The organism is Halomonas almeriensis, from assembly GCF_030409235.1.
Classification (GTDB): Bacteria; Pseudomonadota; Gammaproteobacteria; order Pseudomonadales; family Halomonadaceae; genus Halomonas; species Halomonas almeriensis.
The window spans coordinates 453,299-475,611 of record NZ_JAUFPO010000006.1; the positions used below are offsets into that span (position 1 = coordinate 453,299).

Annotated in this window: 20 protein-coding genes and 1 pseudogene; 13 read left to right on the top strand and 8 right to left on the bottom strand. The window is 63.0% G+C overall.

Annotated elements, in window-relative coordinates; translation table 11 throughout:
• Window positions 1-284: 284 nt before the first annotated feature.
• The 4 genes from hppD (at window position 285) to QWY74_RS06020 (ending at window position 4,535) form a co-directional block, all read left to right on the top strand.
• Window positions 285-1,388: a 4-hydroxyphenylpyruvate dioxygenase gene (gene hppD / locus QWY74_RS06005; protein WP_264825179.1), complete on the top strand. Its 1,104-nt coding sequence runs from the start codon at window positions 285-287 to the stop codon at window positions 1,386-1,388.
• 206 nt (window positions 1,389-1,594) lie between these two features.
• Entirely contained in the window at window positions 1,595-3,055 is a 1,461-nt protein-coding gene (locus QWY74_RS06010; protein ID WP_264825180.1) for a sodium-dependent transporter, read from the top strand.
• Window positions 3,056-3,212: 157 nt separating this feature from the next.
• Complete coding sequence (cobA, locus tag QWY74_RS06015; RefSeq protein ID WP_290313983.1) at window positions 3,213-4,082, top strand: uroporphyrinogen-III C-methyltransferase; 870 nt, start codon at window positions 3,213-3,215, stop codon at window positions 4,080-4,082.
• Window positions 4,083-4,205: 123 nt separating this feature from the next.
• Window positions 4,206-4,535, top strand: coding sequence for a septal ring lytic transglycosylase RlpA family protein (locus tag QWY74_RS06020; protein ID WP_264825265.1), 330 nt, complete (start codon window positions 4,206-4,208; stop codon window positions 4,533-4,535).
• A gap of 163 nt (window positions 4,536-4,698) precedes the next feature.
• Here QWY74_RS06020 and QWY74_RS06025 read toward each other — a convergent pair whose 3' ends face one another.
• Window positions 4,699-4,899: a hypothetical protein gene (locus tag QWY74_RS06025; RefSeq protein ID WP_264825182.1), complete on the bottom strand. Its 201-nt coding sequence runs from the start codon at window positions 4,897-4,899 to the stop codon at window positions 4,699-4,701.
• Between QWY74_RS06025 and QWY74_RS06030 the strand changes: the two are divergent.
• A pseudogene (locus QWY74_RS06030) lies at window positions 4,875-6,074 on the top strand (tripartite tricarboxylate transporter permease); the annotation flags it as partial. The gene QWY74_RS06025 and the pseudogene QWY74_RS06030 sit on opposite strands and share 25 nt — an antisense overlap.
• A 217-nt stretch (window positions 6,075-6,291) precedes the next feature.
• Window positions 6,292-7,698, top strand: coding sequence for a phospholipase D-like domain-containing protein (locus QWY74_RS06035; RefSeq protein ID WP_290313984.1), 1,407 nt, complete (start codon window positions 6,292-6,294; stop codon window positions 7,696-7,698).
• 8 nt (window positions 7,699-7,706) lie between these two features.
• On the opposite strand, the gene QWY74_RS06040 is transcribed toward QWY74_RS06035, so the two are convergent.
• A complete protein-coding gene (locus QWY74_RS06040; protein ID WP_264825184.1) occupies window positions 7,707-8,588 on the bottom strand; it encodes a YihY/virulence factor BrkB family protein in 882 nt (293 codons plus the stop codon).
• A gap of 274 nt (window positions 8,589-8,862) precedes the next feature.
• Between QWY74_RS06040 and QWY74_RS06045 the strand changes: the two genes are divergently transcribed.
• The 3 genes from QWY74_RS06045 (at window position 8,863) to dcd (ending at window position 11,910) form a co-directional block, all read left to right on the top strand.
• Window positions 8,863-10,284 carry a hypothetical protein gene (locus QWY74_RS06045; RefSeq protein ID WP_290313985.1) on the top strand — a complete coding sequence of 474 codons (1,422 nt, stop codon included), beginning with the start codon at window positions 8,863-8,865 and terminating at the stop codon, window positions 10,282-10,284.
• A 162-nt stretch (window positions 10,285-10,446) separates the two neighbouring features.
• The gene (apbC, locus tag QWY74_RS06050; RefSeq protein WP_264825266.1) at window positions 10,447-11,247 is read left to right on the top strand and encodes an iron-sulfur cluster carrier protein ApbC; all 801 of its coding nucleotides are present in this window, start codon (window positions 10,447-10,449) and stop codon (window positions 11,245-11,247) included.
• Between the two features lie 96 nt (window positions 11,248-11,343).
• Window positions 11,344-11,910: a dCTP deaminase gene (dcd, locus tag QWY74_RS06055; protein WP_264825186.1), complete on the top strand. Its 567-nt coding sequence runs from the start codon at window positions 11,344-11,346 to the stop codon at window positions 11,908-11,910.
• Between the two features lie 238 nt (window positions 11,911-12,148).
• Here dcd and purN read toward each other — a convergent pair whose 3' ends face one another.
• Together purN and purM are read right to left on the bottom strand one after the other, a co-directional pair.
• Complete coding sequence (gene purN / locus QWY74_RS06060) at window positions 12,149-12,883, bottom strand: phosphoribosylglycinamide formyltransferase (RefSeq protein WP_264825187.1); 735 nt, start codon at window positions 12,881-12,883, stop codon at window positions 12,149-12,151.
• On the bottom strand, window positions 12,880-13,956 hold the full coding sequence (purM, locus tag QWY74_RS06065) for a phosphoribosylformylglycinamidine cyclo-ligase (RefSeq protein WP_264825188.1): 1,077 nt from the start codon (window positions 13,954-13,956) through the stop codon (window positions 12,880-12,882). Before purM ends, purN begins: the two co-directional genes overlap by 4 nt.
• Window positions 13,957-14,111: 155 nt before the next feature.
• On the opposite strand from purM, the gene QWY74_RS06070 reads away from it, so the two are divergent.
• Window positions 14,112-15,188 carry an AI-2E family transporter gene (locus tag QWY74_RS06070; RefSeq protein ID WP_264825189.1) on the top strand — a complete coding sequence of 359 codons (1,077 nt, stop codon included), beginning with the start codon at window positions 14,112-14,114 and terminating at the stop codon, window positions 15,186-15,188.
• Complete coding sequence (gene hda, locus QWY74_RS06075; protein ID WP_264825190.1) at window positions 15,185-15,886, top strand: DnaA regulatory inactivator Hda; 702 nt, start codon at window positions 15,185-15,187, stop codon at window positions 15,884-15,886. Before QWY74_RS06070 ends, hda begins: the two co-directional genes overlap by 4 nt.
• A gap of 15 nt (window positions 15,887-15,901) precedes the next feature.
• On the opposite strand, the gene QWY74_RS06080 is transcribed toward hda, so the two are convergent.
• Window positions 15,902-16,474, bottom strand: coding sequence for a hypothetical protein (locus tag QWY74_RS06080; protein ID WP_264825191.1), 573 nt, complete (start codon window positions 16,472-16,474; stop codon window positions 15,902-15,904).
• A gap of 101 nt (window positions 16,475-16,575) precedes the next feature.
• Window positions 16,576-16,950, bottom strand: coding sequence for a phasin family protein (locus QWY74_RS06085; protein WP_264825192.1), 375 nt, complete (start codon window positions 16,948-16,950; stop codon window positions 16,576-16,578).
• 270 nt (window positions 16,951-17,220) lie between these two features.
• On the opposite strand from QWY74_RS06085, the gene QWY74_RS06090 reads away from it, so the two are divergent.
• The gene (locus QWY74_RS06090; RefSeq protein WP_264825193.1) at window positions 17,221-18,600 is read left to right on the top strand and encodes a class II fumarate hydratase; all 1,380 of its coding nucleotides are present in this window, start codon (window positions 17,221-17,223) and stop codon (window positions 18,598-18,600) included.
• A gap of 266 nt (window positions 18,601-18,866) precedes the next feature.
• Here QWY74_RS06090 and QWY74_RS06095 read toward each other — a convergent pair whose 3' ends face one another.
• On the bottom strand, window positions 18,867-19,931 hold the full coding sequence (locus tag QWY74_RS06095) for an endonuclease/exonuclease/phosphatase family protein (RefSeq protein ID WP_264825194.1): 1,065 nt from the start codon (window positions 19,929-19,931) through the stop codon (window positions 18,867-18,869).
• A 182-nt stretch (window positions 19,932-20,113) separates the two neighbouring features.
• Between QWY74_RS06095 and QWY74_RS06100 the strand changes: the two genes are divergently transcribed.
• On the top strand, window positions 20,114-20,704 hold the full coding sequence (locus QWY74_RS06100) for a histidine phosphatase family protein (protein ID WP_264825195.1): 591 nt from the start codon (window positions 20,114-20,116) through the stop codon (window positions 20,702-20,704).
• Here QWY74_RS06100 and glpD read toward each other — a convergent pair.
• Window positions 20,694-22,199 carry a glycerol-3-phosphate dehydrogenase gene (gene glpD, locus QWY74_RS06105; protein ID WP_264825196.1) on the bottom strand — a complete coding sequence of 502 codons (1,506 nt, stop codon included), beginning with the start codon at window positions 22,197-22,199 and terminating at the stop codon, window positions 20,694-20,696. The two genes, QWY74_RS06100 and glpD, sit on opposite strands and share 11 nt — an antisense overlap.
• Window positions 22,200-22,313: the final 114 nt, after the last annotated feature.

Consider the following 22,313-nt stretch of genomic DNA (forward strand, 5'->3'; position numbering starts at 1 on the left):
GCAAGAGCACATTTTGCCGTTCGCCGACTGTCCCGATCGTCAGCCCTGTGTGACGCGCTGTAAGGGTTTCCTTACGCAGGACGGCCCGGAATGCGCCTTAACAGCATTCTGTCACGCTGACGTTACAGCCGGAGGCGGAAAGGGCTGCGTATGATGGCTCAAGGCAGGCGGTTTGGCAGTGCCAGCCTCATGTGGGTAGCGCTAGTCTTCAGGGATCAAACGGCAGACACGTCCATTACTCAAGAGGCGGCTGTCCCGGCCATGCAGTCAATCAAGGAGCTCTCATGAACGCACCCGCTCATACCCCAGGCACGATCAGCGCGGAGAACCCGATCGGCACCGACGGCTTCGAGTTCGTCGAATATTGTGCTCCCAGTCAGGAAGGCATCGAGGCGCTGCGCTCACTATTTCTGGCCATGGGATTTACTGAGACACGGCGCCATCGTTCCAAGGCCGTGACACTCTTTCAGCAGGCGAACATCAATTTCGTGCTCAACGCCGAGCCCGACAGCCACGCGGCGACTTTTGCGGCGCAGCATGGCCCGTCCGCTTGTGCAATGGCCTGGCGTGTGGCGGATGTCGACCAGGCCATGGCCCAGGCTCAAGCAGCAGGAGCCCGGCCGGTGAAGAGCTCGGTGGCGCCGGGTGAGGTCGGCATTCCTGCCGTGGAGGGCATCGGCGGCTCGCTGCTGTATTTTGTCGATCAGAGCCGGGATGACCAGGGGCGCAGCATCTATGACATCGACTTCGAGCCGATTCCCGGTGCCAGCGCCGATGACAATGCGGTGGGTCTCGAGGTGCTCGACCATCTGACCCACAATGTCGACCGGGGCCAGATGGATGTCTGGGCGGATTTCTACACGCGCCTGGCCAACTTCCGCGAAAACCGCTACTTCGATATCGAGGGCAAGAAGACCGGCCTGCATTCGCGTGCCATGACGGCGCCCTGTGGCAAGATGCACATTCCGATCAACGAGTCGGCCGACGACACCTCCCAGATCGCTGAATTCCTGCGTGACTACAATGGCGAGGGCATTCAGCACCTGGCCATGGCCACCCAGGATATCTATGCCACGGTGCGAGCTCTCAAGGCCAACGGCATCAGCTTCATGACCACGCCGGTCACCTACTACGAGAAGGTCAACGCTCGGGTGCCCAACCATCAGGAAGACCTTGCGGCGCTTCGCGAGCTCAACCTGCTGGTCGATGGTGGTCCAGATCAGGGCGTTCTGCTGCAGATCTTCACCAATACCGTGATCGGTCCGATCTTCTTCGAGATCATTCAGCGTAAGGGCAACGATGGTTTCGGCGAAGGCAACTTCAAGGCGCTGTTCGAATCCATCGAGGAAGATCAGATTCGTCGCGGCGTGCTGGACGACGAGGCCTGACGTCACGGCCTCCCGCCACCGGCGGGAGGCCGTCCGTCGGGCAGCGGCTGTGCTACAGGCGGTTGGATGCTGTGGCATATGGATCCAACACGAGAATACTCCTTCGCCTTACTGCCCAATCACGACAAAATCCGTCACAATATGGCCGATTATCGCTGCCATTTTTGTGATGGGCGACAACAAGAGTTACGTGATCCTGGTGCTACATGACAAAGACTGAACAACCTCGCACCCAGTGGCTGGGCCGCTGGGGGTTTGTGCTGGCGGCCACTGGTTCGGCCGTCGGTCTCGGCAATGTATGGAAATTCCCCTACATGACCGGTGAATATGGAGGTGGGGCCTTCGTGCTGGTCTACCTGGTCTGCATTCTGGCGGTCGGTGTGCCGGTGATGATGACCGAGATCCTGCTCGGCCGACGGGGTAGGGGGAGCCCCATCGATGCCATAGGCCGCATGGCTAGCGAGTCCGGGCGTTCTCCGGCCTGGTCAGTACTGGGCTGGATGGCCATGCTGTGCGGCTTTCTGATCCTGAGCTTTTATGTGGTCGTGGCCGGCTGGTCGTTCGCCTATCTATGGAAGATGCTGAGTGGTGGCCTGGCCGGGTCCAGCGTGGATGACATGGCGTCGATCTTTGCGGCCAACAACGCCAACCCTTGGAGCCTGGGGGCCTGGAGCAGTCTGGTGGCCGTGGCGACCATGCTGATCGTTGGCAAGGGCGTGCAGTCCGGCATCGAGAAGAGTGTCAGCTGGATGATGCCGGGCATGGTCATCATGCTGGTGATCATGATCGGCTACGGGGCCTTTTCCGGAGGGTTCGGAGAGGCCCTGACCTTCCTGTTTGCCTTCAATGCCAACAGTCTCTCCAGTGAGGGCATGCTGGCGGCCATGGGGCATGCCTTTTTCACGCTGTCGCTGGCTTCCGGCGCGATTCTCACCTACGGCAGTTACCTGCCGCGCCAGGCGTCCATTGCGCGAACTACCCTGACCGTGGCGTTGGCTGATACGCTGGTAGCGTTGATGGCCGGGCTGGCGATTTTCCCGGTGATCTTCGCCAATGGCCTCGAGCCCGGCAGCGGCCCTGGCCTGATCTTCATGAGCCTGCCGCTGGCCTTTCAGGCCATGCCACTGGGTACGCTATTCGGCATCCTGTTTTTCGTGATGCTCTCCATGGCCGCGCTGACTTCCTCGATCTCGATGGTCGAGGCCACGGTCTCCTGGTTGACCGACAACAAGGGGCTAAGTCGTCGTTCAGCGGCCTGGGGCACGGGAATCGTGCTGTGGCTCATCAGCACCATGGCCATGCTGTCCTTCAATGTGGGCGCGGAATGGACGCTGCTCGGCAAGCACTTCTTCGATTGGCTGGACTTTTTGACATCGCGTCTAATGATGCCGCTGGGCGGGCTCGGCATGGCCCTGATGGCCGGCTTTGTGCTCAATCGAGCGTCATTGCGCGAGGAACTGGGGCTGTCGCCCACGGCCCATGGCCTCTGGTTGTTCATGGTGCGTTACGTCAGCCCGCTGGGCATTGTGGTGATCTTTGTCGATGCACTGGGCTGGTTCGACATTGATTTTGCGGACCACTGGCCCTGGCTGGTGCTTTTGCTGGCCGCCATGACCCTGCTCGGCGAGCTGTTGCGTCCGGGCATGAAAGAGGCGCCGAGCGATTGACATCTCGCCCTTTGCTCCCGGAGCGCCCCCGTCCAGGGGGCGTTGTCGGTGGGCTAAGGTGTGGGTTATATACTTGCGCTCAGACGTTAGTAGCGTCACGGTCTATTTTTAATTACTTTATGGCATATAAATTCATTAGTGCCAGGTAGTAAGTAATATGAAGTGTGACGCTTCGCCGTGGACCGAGTTGGCCTCGTCGCTGCCCCTGACGGACTTCGAGGCTGGTCGCGTGTGCCTGGTCGGCGCAGGACCGGGGGACCCGGAGCTGCTGACGATCAAGGCCCTGCGACGCTTGCAGCAGGCCGAGATCATCCTGCATGACCGTCTTGTCAGTCAGGAAATCCTCGAGCTTGCCAACCCGGAGGCGCAGCGTCTGTACGTCGGCAAACAGCGCTCTCGCCACAGTGTGCCCCAGGAAGGCATCAATCGGGCACTGGTGGAATGGGCGCGGGCCGGTAAGCGGGTGGTGCGCCTCAAGGGCGGTGATCCCTTCATATTCGGGCGCGGCGGCGAAGAGCTCGAGACTCTGGTCGTGGCCGGTATCGCTGTGGAAGTCGTACCCGGTATCACGGCGGCGTCAGGATGCGCGGCCTATGCGGGTATCCCCTTGACCCATCGTGACCACGCGCAGTCCGTCCGTTTCATTACCGGCCATCTCCGTGAGGGGGGCTGTGACCTGGACTGGCCGACACTGGCAAAACCCGGTCAGACTCTGGTGTTCTACATGGGACTGGGCAGCCTTTCGATCATCGGCGCCCAGTTGCAAGCGCATGGACTGGATGCCCGGACCCCGCTGGCGCTGATCGAGCAGGGCACCACGCGGCGACAGCGGGTGCATGTCGGCACCTTGGCCAAGTTGCCATCTACCGAGGAAGTGTCTAACATTTGTCCACCGACTCTGATTGTTGTCGGAAATGTGGTGACGTTGCATGACGCTCTGGATTGGTTCGACTCCCGCCGAGCCGGTTCGGAAGGTTGGCTGCAGGGAAAGCACCCAACGCCGTCTGACACGTCTCGAGGCGCCTGAAGTCCACGAGGTAAGTTGTCAGGCGTAAAAGTCTTTGCGAGGTGACGCATGGGTTTGAACGTTAGCAAGTCAGAGCTTTGCCCGGCCTGGGTACGTACAGGCTTCATGGCCGTGGCTATAGTCATGCTGAGCGGTTGTGCCGATGAGTCGCAGGCCAGTAGCCCGAAACTGGAAGGGGTGGCCTCCTACTACGCGGACCGCTTCCACGGTCAGACAACAGCCAGTGGCGAGCCTTTTGATCAGACCAACCTGACGGCTGCGCACAAGTCGCTTCCCTTCGGTACCCGGGTGGTGGTGACCCGCCAGGATAATGGTCGCCAGGTGGAGGTCGTGATCAATGATCGCGGCCCCTTCATCGAGGGACGTATCATCGACCTTTCCAAGCGAGCCGCCCGTGAGCTGGGCATGCTGGGCCGCGGCGTCGCACCGGTCGAACTCAAGTACGTACGCTGAGCGACCCTCGGGCCCGGCACCACGCCGGGCCTGATCCTCGACGCTTTACCTCCACGTCTCAGCATACGCTTCTCCCGCTTGACGCCTCACCCCTCACCATTCACGCCTCACTCCTTACCATTCACCCCTAACGCTTCACCCCTCACCCTGACACCGCCACCTCTTACTCCACGCTGGCTCGTTCGTCGTCGCTTCCCGCGCCACGATTGAATTCGCGTTGCCAGCGGCTCAACAAGGCCTGTCGCTTCAGTTCATCCAGGGTGGCCAGCAGCCCGGGGCCGATGGTCAGGGGGCGCAGGGCATCGCCATGCGAGATGCGCCAGGCTTCTGCCGTGCCGGGCCCACGCGATTTCGGCCGTGGCATCCTTCATGGGCAGCCTGATCGCGACCTTCGGCTTGATTCTGCTGGCGCCGTTGCTGGCGGATTTCGCGCTGACGTTCGGTCCGGCAGAGTATTTCGCGCTCTTCCTGCTGGCCTTTGCCACTCTGGGCGGCATCACCGGCAAGAATCCCATGAAGACCGTGGTGGCGGCTTGTATCGGCCTGATGATCGCGACCGTGGGCATCGATACCACCGGCGTGCAACGCTATACCTTCGGTGTGCTGGAGCTCTATGAAGGGGTCGACTTCATCATCGCTATCGTCGGCCTGTTCGCCATTTCCGAGCTGCTGTTCTTCATCGAGGACAAGGCGGGTGGCGGCAAGGAAAAGATGTCCGTCAACAATCTGACGCTGTCCTTCAGGGACCTACGCGGGATCATGCCGTCGAGCATCCGTGGCGGTATCCTTGGCTTCATCTCCGGTGTCCTGCCGGGGGCAGGGGCCTCGCTGGGCAGTTTTGTCGGCTATACGCTGGAAAAGAAGGTGGTCGGCAAGAAAGGTTATTTCGGGCAGGGCGATCCGCGTGGTGTGGCAGGCCCCGAGGCCGGTAACAACGGGGCCTCCAGCGGCGCCCTGGTGCCCATGCTTACGCTCGGGGTGCCGGGCAGCGGCACCACGGCCGTGCTACTGGCCCTGCTGATTTCGTTGAACATCACGCCGGGGCCGCTGATGTTCACGCAGAATGCCGATATCGTCTGGGGCGTGATTGCGGCTCTGCTGATCGGCAACTTCCTTCTGCTGGTGCTGAACATCCCGCTGGTGGGCATCTTCGTCAAGCTGCTCTCCGTACCGCCGATGTTCCTGTTACCGGTGGTGACCATGATCGCCTTCGTGGGGATCTACTCGATCAGCAACACGACCTTCGATCTTTACTTCATGGTCGCCTTCGGTGTCGCCGGGTATGTGCTTCGCAAGCTGGAGATACCCCTCGTGCCGGTCATACTCGGCCTGTTGCTGGGGCCGGAGATGGAGAAGAACCTGCGTCATGCCATGGATATCTCCGACGGCGACTGGACGATTCTCTGGGACAGCGGCCTGGCCATCGGCCTGTGGGTCTTCGCCGGCCTGGGCCTGATCCTGCCCTACATCGTCGGCCCCATCCTGCGTCGGCGGATGAAAGTGGAAGCGGCGGAAGCGGGCACGGAAGACCAGGTCTAGCACCAGGCATTCATCCACCCGGGGGCGCCGTTGTTGGCGCCCCTTTTTTCGGTGGGTATGCCGGTGTTGCCGAGCGGTTTCACCCGGGGCGAAGGACGAGTGGTATGCTGTGGGCCCGGCTCGCGCAGGAGTCGCCAGACCACGAGGCAAGGACATGCCGCATCGCTCGAAAGACCGCCGGGGCGGTGGCAATAAAGGTTGGGCAAGGTGGGGGTGGATGCCCGTCCTGGTGATTGCCGCCATGGCCGGCTGGCAGGCCTTCAAGCCACTGCCGGCCGGAGTCGGCCAGGCCTTTCCCGAGCGACCGGCCCGAGAGGTTCGGCTGTTGACGGACGAGACCTGGTATAACGCCCATGGCGTGCAGCACACCGATCAGGCGATCTTCGATGAGGCCGTGGCGATGATTCGCCAAGCCCGCCGACTGATCGTACTGGACATGTTCCTGTTCAATGCCATGGCCGGCAAGGTCAATACCCCGGCGGGCTTCCTGCCCCTTTCCGCCCGGCTGACCCAGGCCCTGGTCGAGCAGCGCGAACGCTTCCCCGGGATTGAGGTGGTCGTCATCACCGACCCGCTGAACACCCTCTATGGTGGTCGCCGGGCGCCGCACCTGGAGAGGTTGCGACGCTCCGGCGTCCGGGTGGTGATGACCGATCTCGATCGCCTGCGTGCCTCGAATCCTCTGTGGTCGGGCATCTGGCATCTGGGGCTGAACCGGCTGGGCAACGACGATCAGGCGGGCTGGCTGCCCAATCTCCTGGGAGAGGGGCAGGTGCCCCTGCGCTCCTATCTGGCCATGCTCAATTTTCGGGCCAATCACCGCAAGACCCTGGTGGTGGACCATGACACGACCTGGGCCGGCCTGGTGACATCGGCCAATCCGCACGATGCCAGCAGCCTGCACGGTAACTTGGCGCTGTATTTCGAGGGGCCGGCAGCGCTTGACCTGCTGGCTTCCGAACGCTCGGTGGCCGCCTGGTCCGGTGTGGCGGTGCCCGGGCCCGCTGCGCCCGATGCCTCCGCTCGGAAGGCCGGGGCGCACCTGCGCGTGCTGACCGAGGGCGCCATAGGCGATGCTCTGCTGCACAGGGTGCAAAGCGCATCCGCCGGCGATCACCTCGATATAGCGGTGTTCTACCTGTCGCATCGCCCCTTGATCGAGGCGCTGAAAGCGGCCCGGCAGCGAGGTGTGGTGGTGCGCGTCCTGCTGGATCCCAACCGGCAGGCCTTCGGGGTGAACAAGGGGGGTATCCCCAACCGCCCCGTGGCGGATGAGCTGCAGGCGGCGGGTATTGACGTGCGCTGGTGCGTGACCCGGGGAGAGCAGTGCCACGCCAAGCTGCTCCTGCATCGCCATGACGAACAGGGGCGGATGGCCTTGATTGCCGGTTCGGCGAACTTCACGCGCCGCAACCTCGACAACCTCAACCTGGAAACCAGCGTGATGCTCGAAGGGCCGGCTTCTGAGCCGGCGCTGGCCCAAGCCGCTGCCTATTTTGATGCTGGCTGGCAATCCACACCGGCGCGCACCACCAGTCGCGCTTATCAGCCCGCCGATTCCATGGGTCGCCTGGCCTGGTGGCGATATCGACTCATGGAGGCCACCGGGCTTTCGACCTTCTGAGCCGGCAGCTAGTCGACCCGCGTCACGGCTTGATGACGCGAGTCCACATGCCAGGGCAGGCCGAGGCGGGTGTTACGTTCCAGTTCAGCGATGACCTGGGCACCGAGCAGCAGGATGATGGCGCCCACTTCGAGGATTAGCAGGATGACGATCAGGGTGGCCAGAGAGCCATAGACGGCATTGACGAAGGACAGATTGGTGAAATATAGGACCAGCAGCAGCCGCGCACCCTCCCACAGCAGAGCCGCCACAAAGCCGCCAATGAAGGCGCGGTGAATGGCAATGCGGACCACCGGCATGACCTTGTAGATGGCGCTGAACAACAGGAATACGCCGATGAAACTGGTCAGGTTGAGCATCGAGCCCGACAGGCTGGCCATCGGCAATTCACGTCCCATCAGCGCCATCCAGACGGTGTTGACGCTACTGGCCAGGCTGACCAGCAGGGTCAGCGTCAGCAAGCCGGCGCCGAGTACCAGCATGAAGCCGTAGGGCATCAGCACCGATACCCAGACCGAGCGGTCGGCCTGGGTATCCGAGGCATGAAAGATGATCGCCAGGGCATCCTCGAGCATGCGAAAGGCGAAGGAACTGAAGATCAGCAGCACCGGAATGCCCAGGATGCCGATGGCGTCTCGGGAGTCCAGCAGGGAACGTACTGCATCGAGCACCACCTCGGCGTAAGCGGGGGTCAGATGGCGCACCTGGATGGCCAGCACGCCCATGATTTGCTGTTCATCGACCACTTTGGCCAGCAGTACCACCAGCAGGGCGAACAGCGGCACGATCGACAGCAACACGTTGTACCCCACACCGCCGGCCAGCAGGATGCCGCGATTGCCCAGAAAGGAGGTGATGACCCGCCAGGCAAAGCGGGCCACTCGAGACATCAGCCGGCTCGCGGAGGGGCGATCACGGAGAGAGGGTGCATCACTCATAGGCAAGTCCGCCGGAAATCCATGTGTATGATACGCTGGTCGCTGCAAGACGCGTCAATTGCTTGATGTTTCCCCGAGCAGCTTAATCACTGACCGCCATGGGGTCGCGCGTGATTCCAGGGTTGACAGGGCCAGGGCTTTCGGGGTGTATGTTGAGTGCGTTCAAGCTGCGGGCTCCAGGAACGGGTTCCGCCACACACATCGACCCATCATGGGGAGAAAGCCGATGTCAGATAGTTCCATGCGACAGCTCTTTCAGGATAATCGCGTCAAGGCCCTCTCGGCCGTGGCGGTGGTTGCCGTGATCTGGGCACTCTTCGCGCAATCCAGCGTCAGCTCCAGCAATGAGGCCAGGGAGTCTCTCAAGTCCCGCCTGGATTCCGTTCAATCCGAAAACGAGGCACTCGAGAGCCAACTGGCCGAGCATGAAGCGGCCATGTCGGAAGTTGAATCCCTTGAAGCGCGTACCGTCGAGCTCGAGCAGCAGCGTCAAGACGCCGCCAGTGAGCTCGAGAGCGTCCAGGCCGAGGTCGATCAGACCCGTGCCGACCTTGAGGAAGCTCAGGCCGCACTCGAGCCCCTGCAGTCCAGGGTCGAGGAAGCGCAACAGAAGCTGGAGCAGCGCGAGGCCTCGCTGAGCAGTGTTCAGGAAGAGCTGGAGTCAGCAACCCAGGCGCGTGATGAAGCCCGTGCGGCGCGTGACAAGGCCATGGAATCCCTGCAGCAGGCCGAGGAACGGAAGGCGACCCTCGATGAGCAGGTGGCCGAGCTCAACAACCGTCAGAGCGAGCTGAACACCACGGTCGACGATCTGACCGAGGAACGTTCGCAGCTGCAGGCGCAGCGTGACGAAGCCAGCCAGGAACTCGAAAGCGTTACCAGCGAACTTGAGTCCAGCCAGCAGGAGCTTTCCAGCCTGGAGTCCCAGGTGGAGACCCGCAGCCAGCAACTGGCCAGCCTGAAGGCCGATCTTGCCGAGTGGCGCGAGACACTCTCCGAGCTCGATACTGCCGAAGTGGGCGCCTCCGACAGCGATCAGGGCGAAGCGACCTCCGGTGACGATGCGGCCAGCGCCTCCGAGAGCGAGCAGGGCGAAGTGACCTCCGGTGACGATGCGGCCCGTCCCTCCGACAGCGAGCAGGGCGAAGTGACCTCCGGTGACGATGCGGCCCGTCCCTCCGACAGCGAGCAGGGCGAAGCGACCTCCGGTGACGATGCGGCCCGTCCCTCCGACAGCGAGCAGGGCGAAGCGACCTCCGGTGACGATGCGGCCCGTCCCTCCGACAGCGAGCAGGGCGAAGCGACCTCCGGTGACGCTGAGGCCAGTGCTTCCGACAGCAAGCAGGGCGAAGCGACCTCCGGTGACGATGCGGCCAGCGCCTCCGACAGCGAGCAGGGCGAAGCAACCTCCGCTGACGCTGAGGCCAGCGCCTCCGACAGCGAACAGGGCGAAGCGGCCTCCGGTGACGATGCGGCCAGTGCCTCCGACAGCGAGCAGGGCGAAGCGACCTCCGGTGACGATGCGGCCAGCGCCTCCGAAAGCGAGCAGGGCGAAGCGACCTCTGATGACGCTGAGGCCAGCGCCTCATCGCCCTCCGAGGATGAAGCCTCTGCCACAGACGAGAATCGGCAAGCTCAGGAAGTCTGAACTCGGCAGACCCTCGATAAGCGAAGGGCGCGCTTTTGGCGCGCCCTTCGTCGTTGTGAGGCATCCGTCGTGATTGCATGAGGCCGTCTGGTAGCAGGTATACTGAGTCATCATGCCGATGCGTAAAGGATCGGTGTCATGCGTTGAAAGGAGCGAGTCGTGATCGAAGGGGTCAAGCATATTGTGGCTGTGGCGTCCGGCAAGGGGGGCGTCGGCAAGTCGACCGTGACGGTCAATCTGGCGCTGGCCATGGCCGCCGAGGGGTATCGCGTGGGGGTTCTGGATGCCGACATCCACGGTCCCAGCCAGGCCCGCATGCTGGGCGTGGCCGATGGTGCCCGGCCTGAGACGGCGGGCGAAAAACGCCTGAAACCGTTGCAGGCGCATGGCCTGCAGGCCATGTCCATGGCCTTCATGGTAGATACCCGGGAGCCGACGGTGTGGCGGGGCCCTATGGTGGCCGGTGCCTTTCAGCAGCTGCTGACGCAGACCGTCTGGGATGATCTCGATGTCCTCTTCATCGACATGCCGCCCGGTACCGGCGATGTTCAGCTGACGTTGGCGCAGAAGGTGCCGGTGGACGGCGCCGTGATCGTCACCACGCCACAGGACATTGCTCTGCTGGACGCGCGCAAGGGCATCGAGATGTTCCGCAAGGTGAATGTGCCGTCTTTCGGTGTGGTCGAGAACATGAGCCTGCATGTCTGCTCGCAATGCGGGCACAGCGAGCCGGTTTTCGGCGAGGGCGGTGGGGCGAATATCGCCCAGGAATATGACACTCGCCTGCTGGGGCGCTTGCCGCTGACCCTGGGGATTCGCGAACAGGCCGACGGCGGTAACCCCACCGTGGTAGCCGAGCCCGATAGCGAGTTAAGCGGAACCTTCCGGGAAATGGCTCGCCAGGTAGCCGAGCAGCTCGGTCGACCCGTCGACGATGGCCCGGAAATTTCCTTCAGCGACTGAGGTTCGTGACGGCGAACGCCGCTCCGGCTATCATGTGCCACGCTCGAATCGGCCGCAGGCGGCGGCCGACCCCCTTTAACACGGCAGGACCTTCCCATGAGCATCAAGTCAGATCACTGGATTCGCCGCATGGCCGAGAGCGATGGCATGATCGAGCCCTTCGAGGCCGACCAGGTGCGTTATGTGAACGACCAGCGAGTGATCTCCTACGGGACGTCCAGCTACGGCTATGATGTGCGCTGTTCCGACGAGTTCAAGGTCTTTACCAACATCCACTCGGCGGTGGTCGACCCCAAGGGCTTCGACGAGAAGAGCTTCGTCGACGTCAAGGGCGATGTCTGCGTGATCCCCCCCAACTCCTTTGCGCTGGCCCGTACCATCGAGTATTTCCGCATTCCGCGCAGTGTGCTGACCATCTGCCTCGGCAAGTCCACCTATGCCCGCTGCGGCATCATTGTCAACGTGACCCCGCTGGAACCGGAGTGGGAAGGTCACGTGACCCTGGAGTTTTCCAATACCACCAACCTGCCGGCCAAGATCTACGCCAATGAAGGCGTGGCGCAAATGCTCTTCCTGGAATCCGACGAGATCTGCTCGACCTCCTACAAGGACCGCGGCGGCAAGTACATGGGGCAGCGCGGTGTGACGCTACCCAGGACCTGACACCGGCCCGGCCTTCGGCCGGGAGCTGTAAGCTTTAAGCTGGAAGAAGGAAGAGCGCGGCTGGCGCCGCTTGAAGAGGGAAGAACGGCGCTTCGCGCCTTGAAGAGGGAAGAAAAAACCTTGACTCCATGCCGTCGTGGGTCATGCTGCCTTCCTTCTTCCTTCTTCCTTCTTCCTTCTTCCTTCTTCCTTCTTCCTTCTTCCTTCTTCCTTCTTCCTTCTTCCTTCTTCCTTCTTCCTAGAGCTCTTCGTCCAACTCTTCGGCGGCGTCTTCGTGAGAGAGTCGCATGCCGGTGGCGGGGAGGGTGACGCCGTCCATGGTGATGTGGTCACCGGTCAGTTGCAGGCGGCCTTCCAGGAACCAGTTGACGGCGACCGGCAGGATCAGGTGCTCGCGAGCCTGTACCTTGTCCTTGAGGGTCTCCACGCCGTCGGCGGGGTCGACGCGCACCACGGCTTGCAGGGCTACCGGGCCGCCGTCGAGTTCCTCGGTGACGAAGTGCACGCTGCAGCCATGTTCGCTCACGCTGTCCTCGAGGGCTCGGGCATGGGTGTGCAGGCCCGGATAAAGGGGCAGCAGCGAAGGGTGGATGTTGAGCATGCGACCCAGAAAGCGCTGCACAAAGCGCGGGGTGAGAATGCGCATGAAGCCGGCCAGGATCACCAGGTCCGGTTCATGGCGTTCGATGACCTTGATCAGGGCGCCGTCGAAGGCCTCTCGGCTTTCGTATTCGTGATGCGGCAGGGCGACCGCGTCGATGCCGGCATCACGGGCGCGCTTGAGACCCTGGGCATCAGCCTGGTTGGAGACCACGGCGACGATCTCGCCGCCCAGCCGGTCATGCTCCTGCGCCTCGATCAATGCCTGCAGGTTGCTGCCATTGCCGGAAATGAGCACCACGACCCGCCGCGCGTCGGCGGGTTCGGGGGTGAAATCCTGAAGGGTATCGCTGGGGTAGTCGGTCTGACTCATGTCGGCAGGTTCTCCAGTTGCACCACCTCATCGTCGTGGTCGTCACGTGCCACGATCTCGCCGATTCGGTAAACCGTCTCGCCCTGGGCCTGGAGGTGAGCGCGCGCCTGGTCGGCACGGTGAGCGGGCACCACCAGTACCATGCCGATGCCGCAGTTGAGGACACGGTACATTTCGTCCTCGGCGACATTGCCGTGTGTCTGCAGCCAGTCGAAAATGGCCGGACGCTGCCAGGTGCTGGTGTCGATGCGCGCCGCGGCGCCTTCGGGCAGCACGCGCGGTAGATTCTCCAGCAGGCCGCCGCCGGTGATGTGCGAGAGCGCATGCACCGGGATGTCGGTGTCCTTGATCAAGGACAGCAATGGCTTGACGTAGATCCGTGTCGGGGCCATCAGGGCATCGCCCAGGGAGCCGCCATCGAGGGCAGTATCCAGCGGGGTCTCATTGACCTCGAGAATCTTGCGGATCAGCGAGTAGCCGTTGGAATGCGGCCCCGAGGACGCCATGCCCAGCAGCACGTCTCCCCGGCCGACTGCCTGACCGTCGAGGATCTCGTCCTTCTCGACCACCCCCACGCAGAAGCCAGCCAGGTCATAGTCGTTGCCGGCGTACATGCCGGGCATTTCGGCGGTTTCGCCGCCCACCAGGGCACAGCCTGCCTGCTCGCAGCCCTGACCGATGCCGGTGACCACGTCGGCGGCAATGTCGACATCCAGCCGACCCGTGGCATAGTAGTCGAGGAACATCAGCGGCTCGGCGCCTGCGACCACCAGGTCGTTGACGCACATGGCCACCAGGTCGATGCCGATGGTGTCGTGACGCCCCAGCTCCATGGCCAGGCGGAGCTTGGTTCCCACGCCATCGGTGCCGGTGACCAGCACCGGCTCGCGGTAGCCACCGGGCAACTGACAGAGCGCACCGAATCCGCCGAGACCGCCCATGACTTCAGGACGTGTGGTACGTTTGGCGACGCCCTTGATGCGGTCGACCAGGGCATTGCCGGCGTCGATATCGACACCGGCGTCCTTGTAGCTGAGCGAGGCGCCACTCGGGCGCTGGGAGGATTCGGTCATGGCCTGTCCTGTTATGCACATTGCGGGCGAAGGCGCGTCCCGGGCCGGTCATTGACTGGCGTCGGGCCGTCACGGTGGGCAATATAGGCCGCAGATTGTAGCATCAGACGGCGTGGTTCGCACCGCCACATCAGGCATCGCACAGGGAGAGCAGGATGCGTAGACAAGCGTGGGTCGTCGCCATACTGGCGGCCATTGGATTGTGGTTTTTCATCAGCATCGAGCCCGTGCTGATGCCGTTTTTTGTCAGCATGATCCTGGCCTACCTGGGCGACCCGATTGCCGATCGACTGGAAGCAAAGGGCCTGTCCAGGCGGCTTGCGGTCTCGGTGGTCTTTCTGCTGTTGACGCTGATCATCAGCTTGAGCTTAATTTTGGTCATTCCGGTGCTCGGGCGGCAGCTCGGCCAGTTGATCGAGTCCCTGCCGGCCATACTGGGCTGGGTACAGAGCACGGTGGTGCCCCATGTCCGTTCGTTCACCGGCATGGACCTGAGCACGGATTTCGATCAGATGCGTCAGACCCTGGTCGACAACTGGAAAGAAACCGGCACCGTGGCGGCGACTCTGCTGGCCCAGGTCTCCAAATCGGGACTGGCGCTGGTTGCCATGATCGGCAACCTGGCGCTGATTCCGGTGGTGACCTTCTATCTGCTGCTCGACTGGGACGACCTGGTGGCCAAGGTGCGCGGGGTCCTGCCGCGCCGCTGGGAACCGACCATTGCCGGTCTTGCCGGAGAATGCGATGAAGTGCTCTCGGCCTTTCTTCGGGGCCAGCTGATCGTCATGCTCTGCCTGGGGGTCATCTACGCCATTGGCCTGACCCTGATCGGCGTCAAGTTTGGCCTGCTGATCGGTCTGCTGTCGGGGCTGGCCAGCATCGTGCCGTATCTCGGCGTGATCGTCGGGATCCTGGCGGCCGGCCTGGTGGCCTTCTTCCAGTCAGGCGAGTGGTGGATGCTTGCCGGCGTCGCGGCGGTATTCGGTTTCGGCCAGTTTGTCGAGAGCATCGTTCTGCAGCCTAAGTTGCTGGGCGACAAGATCGGCCTGCATCCGGTGGCTGTCATCTTTTCGGTGCTGGCAGGCGGCCAGCTGTTCGGCTTCACCGGTGTCCTGCTGGCGCTGCCCGTGGCTGCCATGGTCATGGTGGTGCTGCGTTACCTACATGATCGCTACAAGAACAGCTCACTCTACGATGCGCAGCCGCCGGTCGAGGAGGAGGGCAGCCCATGAGCCGATCGCCGGCGCAGCTGCCCCTTGGGGTGGGGCTGCGCGATGATGCTACCTTCGCCAACTTTTTCCCCGGCCCCAACCAGACGCTGGTGGCCTGCTTGAAGCAGCAGCTAGACATCACCGGAGAGCCCTTTGTGTATCTCTGGGGCGGTCATGGCGTAGGCCGTAGTCATCTGCTGCAGGCGGCCTGTCATGCCGCCTCTGATCAGGACCGGCGCGCCCTTTATCTGCCATTGGAGGAGCTGGGGCACTTTCCCCCGCTGATGCTCGAGGAAGTCGAACGCCTGGATCTGGTGGCCATCGATGATCTTGACAAGGTGGTGGGGCGCAAGCGTTGGGAAGAAGCGCTGTTCCATGCCTTCAATCGTCTGCGGGATGGGGGGCGAAAGCTCATCGTCGCGGCCAATGCGCCGCCCCGGCAGTTGTCGGTGACGTTGCCGGATCTGGCCTCGCGACTGACCTGGGGCATGACGTTCCAGGTGCCCGGGCTGGATGACCAGGCACGCCTCGAAGCCCTGAGGTTGCGTGCCGGAGGCCGCGGCATGGAGCTTGGGGACGATGTGGCACGCTACATCCTGCACCGCGGTCCTCGACACCTCGAGGGGCTGTTCGAGATTCTCGAGACCCTGGACCGGGCTTCTCTCTCGGCCCAGCGCAAGTTAACGATTCCCTTCGTCAAGCAGGCGCTGGGCTGGTAGCAGGCAGCAAAGGGTCTACCGGCTAAGGTCGATTTCCCGATGCTGGCCCTGGTTCAGGCGTGTTTCGTGAATGACCACCTGACGCTGGCCGGTGGTCGGGTTGACCAGGCTGCCGGACACATAAAAGTTCCCGCTGGGCAGTCCCTGGAGCATGAAGTAGCCATTGCCGTCGGTGCGCGTCGTATGGGTATAGGCCCGCGCCCGAGGGTCGGCTCGTTCGACGGCCCGCCCGGCCAGCGCCTGTTCGGCGGCTTCTGCCGAATAGGTCGTGATCGGGGCCACCGAGATGGTCTCGTTGGCGCCCACTACGCTGCCCGAAGAGGTGTCCAGCGTCAGCCGGCCACTCAGGGCTGCCGATCCGCTCTTTTCCAGGGCGGCATACTGTTCGGCGGGGAACTCGACCTGGCGCGGCACGCGTCCACGCCCTGAAGGTGGCGTTTCGGGTTGAGTGGTGTCCTGGCGCTCCGTGCCCTGATTGACGTCACTGACCTCGATGGATTCATCGCGTTGCGTTTCGCCGGAGTACGGCGCCATCTGGCAGCCGGCGAGGGCAACGCCCAGTGATAGCACAAGTAAGAGATGTCGCATGAAGTCTCCTGGTGGCTGGGGCCCTGTGTGCCAGGAGAGCTTAACGCAAAAAGGCTACCGCCAGTAGCGGTAGCCTTTCGGAGTCGATCACAGGGCCGGGTTCAGGCCTTGCGAGTGGCCTTCTCGACCGTTTCGGAGGCTTGCTTGACGTTGGCGTCAGTCAGCTTCTGGCTTTCCTGGACGAAGTCCTGCTGCATGGAAACGACTTTCTCGGCGTCGCCCTTGAAGCGCTCGGTCAGGTCCTTGGCGACCTTCTGCTGGCCTTCCATGTAGTTGCGCAGGCCTTCGGCATCCTTGACGTTGAGCAGCGAACGGAGCTGGGCGATGCCGGTTTCGGTGTAAGCCTGGCTGGCATCCATCTGGGCACGCAGCATCTTTTCGGTGAAGTCCACGGACAGCGACGCATAGGCGCGGGCCGGGCCGAAGAACATGGATTCGAACTGTTCGGTGAACTGTTGGGTATTGTAATCGCGCATCGTAAGCACCCTCCTGGGGTTGGTCTTCGTTGAAGGCCCTGGGCGGTTCGCCGATGCCTTCGCGTTGATGTTGCATTGCACAATAGCAGCGCTTTTTGTGCAATGCAACATGAGGGAGGAAAAATTGCCCCAGGGCCGTCCTGCCCGGCCCGGAGCGAGGGTGCCGGCCTTCCGCAGCGGGCCTTTTTCGTGCGGCGATCCTGGCGTGCGGCTTGCAAGCTTGGCTTGCCAGCGCCATGGTGAGGCGATGTAGCCCACAAGGAGGCAATGATGAGCGATACACGAGTCGAGAAAGACAGCATGGGGGAGCTGGAAGTGCCGGCGGGGGCGCTGTATGGCGCGCAGACCCAGCGAGCGGTCAACAACTTTCCGGTGTCCGGGCAGCCCATGCCGTCGGCCTTTATTTATGCCATTGCCCATGTCAAGCGTGCCGCCGCCTGCGTCAATCGCGATCTGGGCCTGCTCGATGAGTCACGTGCCGAGGCCATCGTCGAGGCCGCGGAGGCCATCATCGGCGGAAAGCATGACGACCAGTTCCCGGTGGATGTTTTTCAGACCGGCTCCGGTACCTCGAGCAACATGAATGTCAACGAGGTAGTGGCCCATTTGGCGAGCCGCGAAGGGCTGGAAGTCGGCCCCAATGATCATGTCAACATGGGTCAGTCGAGCAATGATGTCATCCCCACGGCCCTTCACCTCTCCGCTGCCCTGGAAACGACGCGCGAGCTTCGGCCGTCTCTGGAGTATCTGCGCAAGACCATCGACAAGCGCGTCGTCGAGCTGGATGGTGTGGTCAAGACCGGCCGGACCCATCTTATGGATGCCATGCCGTTGCGCATGAGTCAGGAGCTGGGCGCGTGGTCGAGTCAGATTGGACAGGCCATCGAACGCCTGGACAGCGCCATGACGCGACTCTGCCGTCTGGCCCAGGGGGGAACGGCGGTCGGCACGGGGATCAATGCCCATCCGGAGTTTGCCGAGCGCATGGCGGCTCAGCTCAGCGAGCGTACCGGCCTTGCGCTGACGCCCAATGACAGCTTCTTTGCCAGTCTGGGTTCCCAGGATGCCGCCGTGGAGTTGTCCGGTCAGTTGCGTGGCCTGGCCTGCGTGATCATGAAGGTTGCCAACGATCTTCGCTGGATGAACTCGGGGCCGCTGGCCGGCCTCGGCGAGATCGAGCTCGAGGCCCTGCAACCCGGCAGTTCGATCATGCCCGGCAAGGTCAACCCGGTGATTCCCGAGTCGGCTGCGCAGGCGGCTGCTCAGGTCATCGGGCTGGACACGGCGAACAGCATCGCCGGCCAGAGCGGCAACTTTCAGCTCAATGTCATGCTGCCGCTGGTGGCCAGCAACCTCTTGACCGCTATTCGCCTGATGAGCAACACCTCGATGCTGCTGGCGGATCGTGCCATCGCAACCTTCAAGGTACGCGAGGACCAGCTGAGCGAGCCGCTGTCGCGCAATCCGATACTGGTGACGGCCTTGAACTCGGTAATCGGCTACAACGCCGCAGCGGCCATTGCCAAGCAGGCCTACCAGGCCGGTCGGCCCATCATCGATGTAGCGGAAGAAGAAACCGAGCTTTCCCGACAGGAGCTGGAGCGCCTGCTCGACCCCGCGGCCCTGACCCGAGGCGGGATACCCGAGTAAGCGGGCGTCGCCCGAAAGCCAAGAAGCAAGAACGGCGCTGCGAGAGATCCAAGAATGAAGAGGGAAGTACGGCGCTACGCGCCTTGAAGAGGGAAGAAAAAGCCTTGACTCCATGCCGTCGGGGGGCATGCTGCCTTCCTTCTTCCTTCTTCCTTCTTCCTTCTTCCTTCTTCCTTCTTCCTTCTTCCTTCTTCCTTCTTCCTTCTTCCTTCTTCCTTCTTCCTTCTTCCTTCTTCCTTCTTCCTTCTTCCTTCTTCCTTCTTCCTTCAGTCCTCCTGCTCCTTGCGCTGGCCTTCGCGTATGGTGTCGCGGGCGTCGCGATGCTCCTGGCGGTCGGCCTCTGGGTTGTCGTGCTCGTCGGCTCGCGAAGGGCGGTAGCAGAGCGTGGTGAGAATCGGGAAGTGGTCGGAGCCGAAGCCCGGTAGGCGTTGCATGTCGCGCAGCGTGAAATGCTCGCTGGAAAAGACATGGTCCAGCGGCCAGCGCAGCAGCGGGTAACTGGTGTGGAAGGTGCTGAACATGCCGCGACCGCGTCGCGGGTCGAGCATGCCGCTGACGCGACAGAAGCTGCGGGTGGTGCGTGACCAGGCGACATCGTTGAGGTCGCCGGCTACCAGCGTCGGCCCTGGGTCGGCATGAATCCGTTTGCCCACCAGCAGAAGTTCGGCGTCGCGCCAAAGGGATTCCTTGCTTTCGCTGGGTGCAGGTGGGCGCGGGTGTACCGCATGGAGGTGGATGTTGTCGCCGCAACGCAGCTGGACCCCGGTCGAGATCGAGGGAATGTCTTCCTGGATCAGTCGCTCGACCCGGGGCGACAGCAGCGGCAGGCGCGAATAGAGGTGCATGCCGTAGAGATTGTCCTGGGGGATGCGCACGGCATCCGGCCAGTCATCGGCAAGGGCCTCGTCGAGCTGTTGTTCCCACCAGGCGTCGGATTCCAGTGTCAGGATAATATCCGGCTGGTGGTGGCGAATCATGGCGATCAGGTCGGCGGCATGACGGTTGGGCGTCAGCACATTGGCGACCAGCAGGCGTAGACAACGGTCCTCATGGCCGGGCTGGGCGGCCTTGACCTGAACCGGCCACAGGCGTGTCCAAGGCAGGATGTGCACGACCTGTATCATCAGGGTGACAAGGCCACAGACCATGGCTAGCCAATGCCAGGGCGGCTCTACCAGCGGAGTGGCCACCACGCAGAGCAGAGCCAGGGCGGCGATCTGCAGGCGAGGAAACTCGCAACTACGAATGCCCCACCAGTGCATCGGCAGGCGTGCCACCAGGGTGACGGCCAGTAACAAGGCGGCCACTATCGAAATGAGGATGGAGGTCATGAAGGGCTCCCTGTGGCGAATCGAAGGCACGCGGTCGAGATGTTGACGAGCATACCCTGCTCACGCTTGTTTGACATAGGGTCGACCGGTTTCGGCCATGCTGGCAACATGGTGCTGACGGCCTTACCGGGGGGGGGGCAGCACCGCCGTTTCGGCTCGAGCGGCTCGAGGAGAAAAACAATATGACATCGTCGCTGGCAGCTTGCCGGAACACCTATCTGCTGATGCGTCACGGTCACAGCGAGGCCAACCAGCAGGGCCGCATTGTCAGTTCCGCCGCACGCGGACTGACCGGTTACGGCCTTTCCGCCCGCGGGCGCCGCGAGCTGGAATCGACGCTCGAGACGTGGCGCTGGCCGCTACCCGACAGGGTTCTGCATTCGGACTTCCTGCGCACGACCCAGACGGCCGTGCGATTGGCGGATCACTTCTCACTCCAGGCGAGCCCGGAGCCGCGATTGCGCGAGCGGGATTTCGGCGAGCTGGAGGGGCAGCCGGATGCGCGTTATGCCGAGGTCTGGGCCGAGGATGCTCGCACCCCCGACCAGGACTTTGCCGGCGTGGAGCCGGTTGAGTGGGTGGCCGTGCGCCTGCTGGCTGTCATCAGGGGTCTGGAGCAGGCGTCAATGGGGGAGTGTCTGCTTCTGGTTAGTCACGGTGATCCGCTGCAGATCCTGCTCACCGCCCTGGAAGGGCGCGGCCTCGGCCGGCACCGTGACAGGACGCCGCTGCCGCCGGGGGGCGTGGCGGTCTGGCCGCCATTCAGGCAATAGCCGTCAGCCTTTCCTGCTTCAGGTAGCGGGCGAGGCGCTGCTGCTGGTCGGCGGTCAGGCGCAGAGCCAGCTTGGTGCGCCGCCACAGGATGTCTTCCGGCAGGCGGGCCCATTCGTGTTCCACCAGGTAGTCGACCTCGGCGGCCGTCAGGCCGGCACCGAAGTCCTCGCCCAGATCCTCGGCGCATCGAGCGCCCTCGAGGAATGCCAGGCAGAGACTGCCGTAGCTGCGCGCAAAGCGTTGCGCGCGAGCTCGACCCAGGAACGGGTAATCGGCCTCCAGGCGGGCCACGAAGCTGGCCTGATCCGCTATATCGCCACCCGGCAATACCGCGTCCTTCGTCCAGCTGTCGCCCATGTCGGGGAAATGGGGAGAGAGCGAGGCCAGTGCCGCCTCGGCCAGTTTGCGGTAGGTCGTGATCTTGCCGCCAAAAATCGACAGCAACGGCGCCCCCTGATGGTCGTCGAGGTCCAGGGTGTAGTCCCGGGTCATCGCCGATGGATCTTCGGATTCGTCATCGCACAGGGGGCGCACGCCGGCGAAGGTGCGCAACACATCCTGGCGCCGCAAGGGGGTGGCGAAGTGCTCGTTCACCACCTTGAGCAGGTAGTCGATTTCCTCCTCGCTGGCCTCGACCCGGGCCGGGTCGCCTTCATAGCCGCGGTCGGTCGTGCCGATCAGGCTGAAATCCTCTTCGTAGGGGAGCACGAAGACGATGCGCTGATCGCTGTTCTGCAAAATGTAGGCGCGTTCATCCTGGTTGCGCCGCGGCACGATCAAGTGACTGCCCTGGATCATGCGCACGCCGTAGCGTGAAGTGCGCTGGGCCCGCTCACGCACCACGCTGTTCACCCAGGGACCGGCGGCGTTGACCAGGGCCCGGGCGTGGCGGGTGTGGCGCTTGCCGGTATCAATATCCTCGAGCTCGATCTCCCAGTACTGCTGTTTGTCGCGGGCGGCGATACAGCGGGTTCGCGTCAGGATCTCGGCACCCTGCTCGCGGGCCTGCATGGCATTGAGCACGACCAGCCGGGCGTCATCCACCCAGCAATCCGAGTATTCGAAGCCGCGGCGAATGTCCGCCTGCAAGCCCAGGCGCTCAGGTAGGCGAATGCCGCGTGAGCCGGAGAGCGTCTGACGCTTGCCGAGGTGATCATAAAGAAACAGGCCGGCCCGGAGCATCCAGGCCGGACGCAGGTGCGCCCGATGGGGCAGAACGAAGCGCAGCGGACTGATGACATGCGGGGCCTTGGCCAGCAGTACCTCGCGCTCGCGCAGGGCCTCGCGTACCAGGCGGAACTCGTGATGCTCGAGATAGCGCAGGCCACCATGGATCAGCTTGCTGCTGGCCGATGACGTGGCGCTGGCCAGGTCGGACTGCTCACACAAGCCGATGCTGAGGCCTCGTCCGGCCGCATCGGCGGCAATGCCGGCCCCGTTGATGCCGCCACCGATGACATAGAGGTCCAGAAGATCTTCCCTGGTAGAATGCATCGTGCAAGCTCCGACCGGGGCTTTGCCCAGGTTCGCGGGTTGAGAATCAATGTTTGAATTCGAAAGTATAATAATCGAAAACGAACATCAAGGTCCGCAGAGGTCACCGGTCGC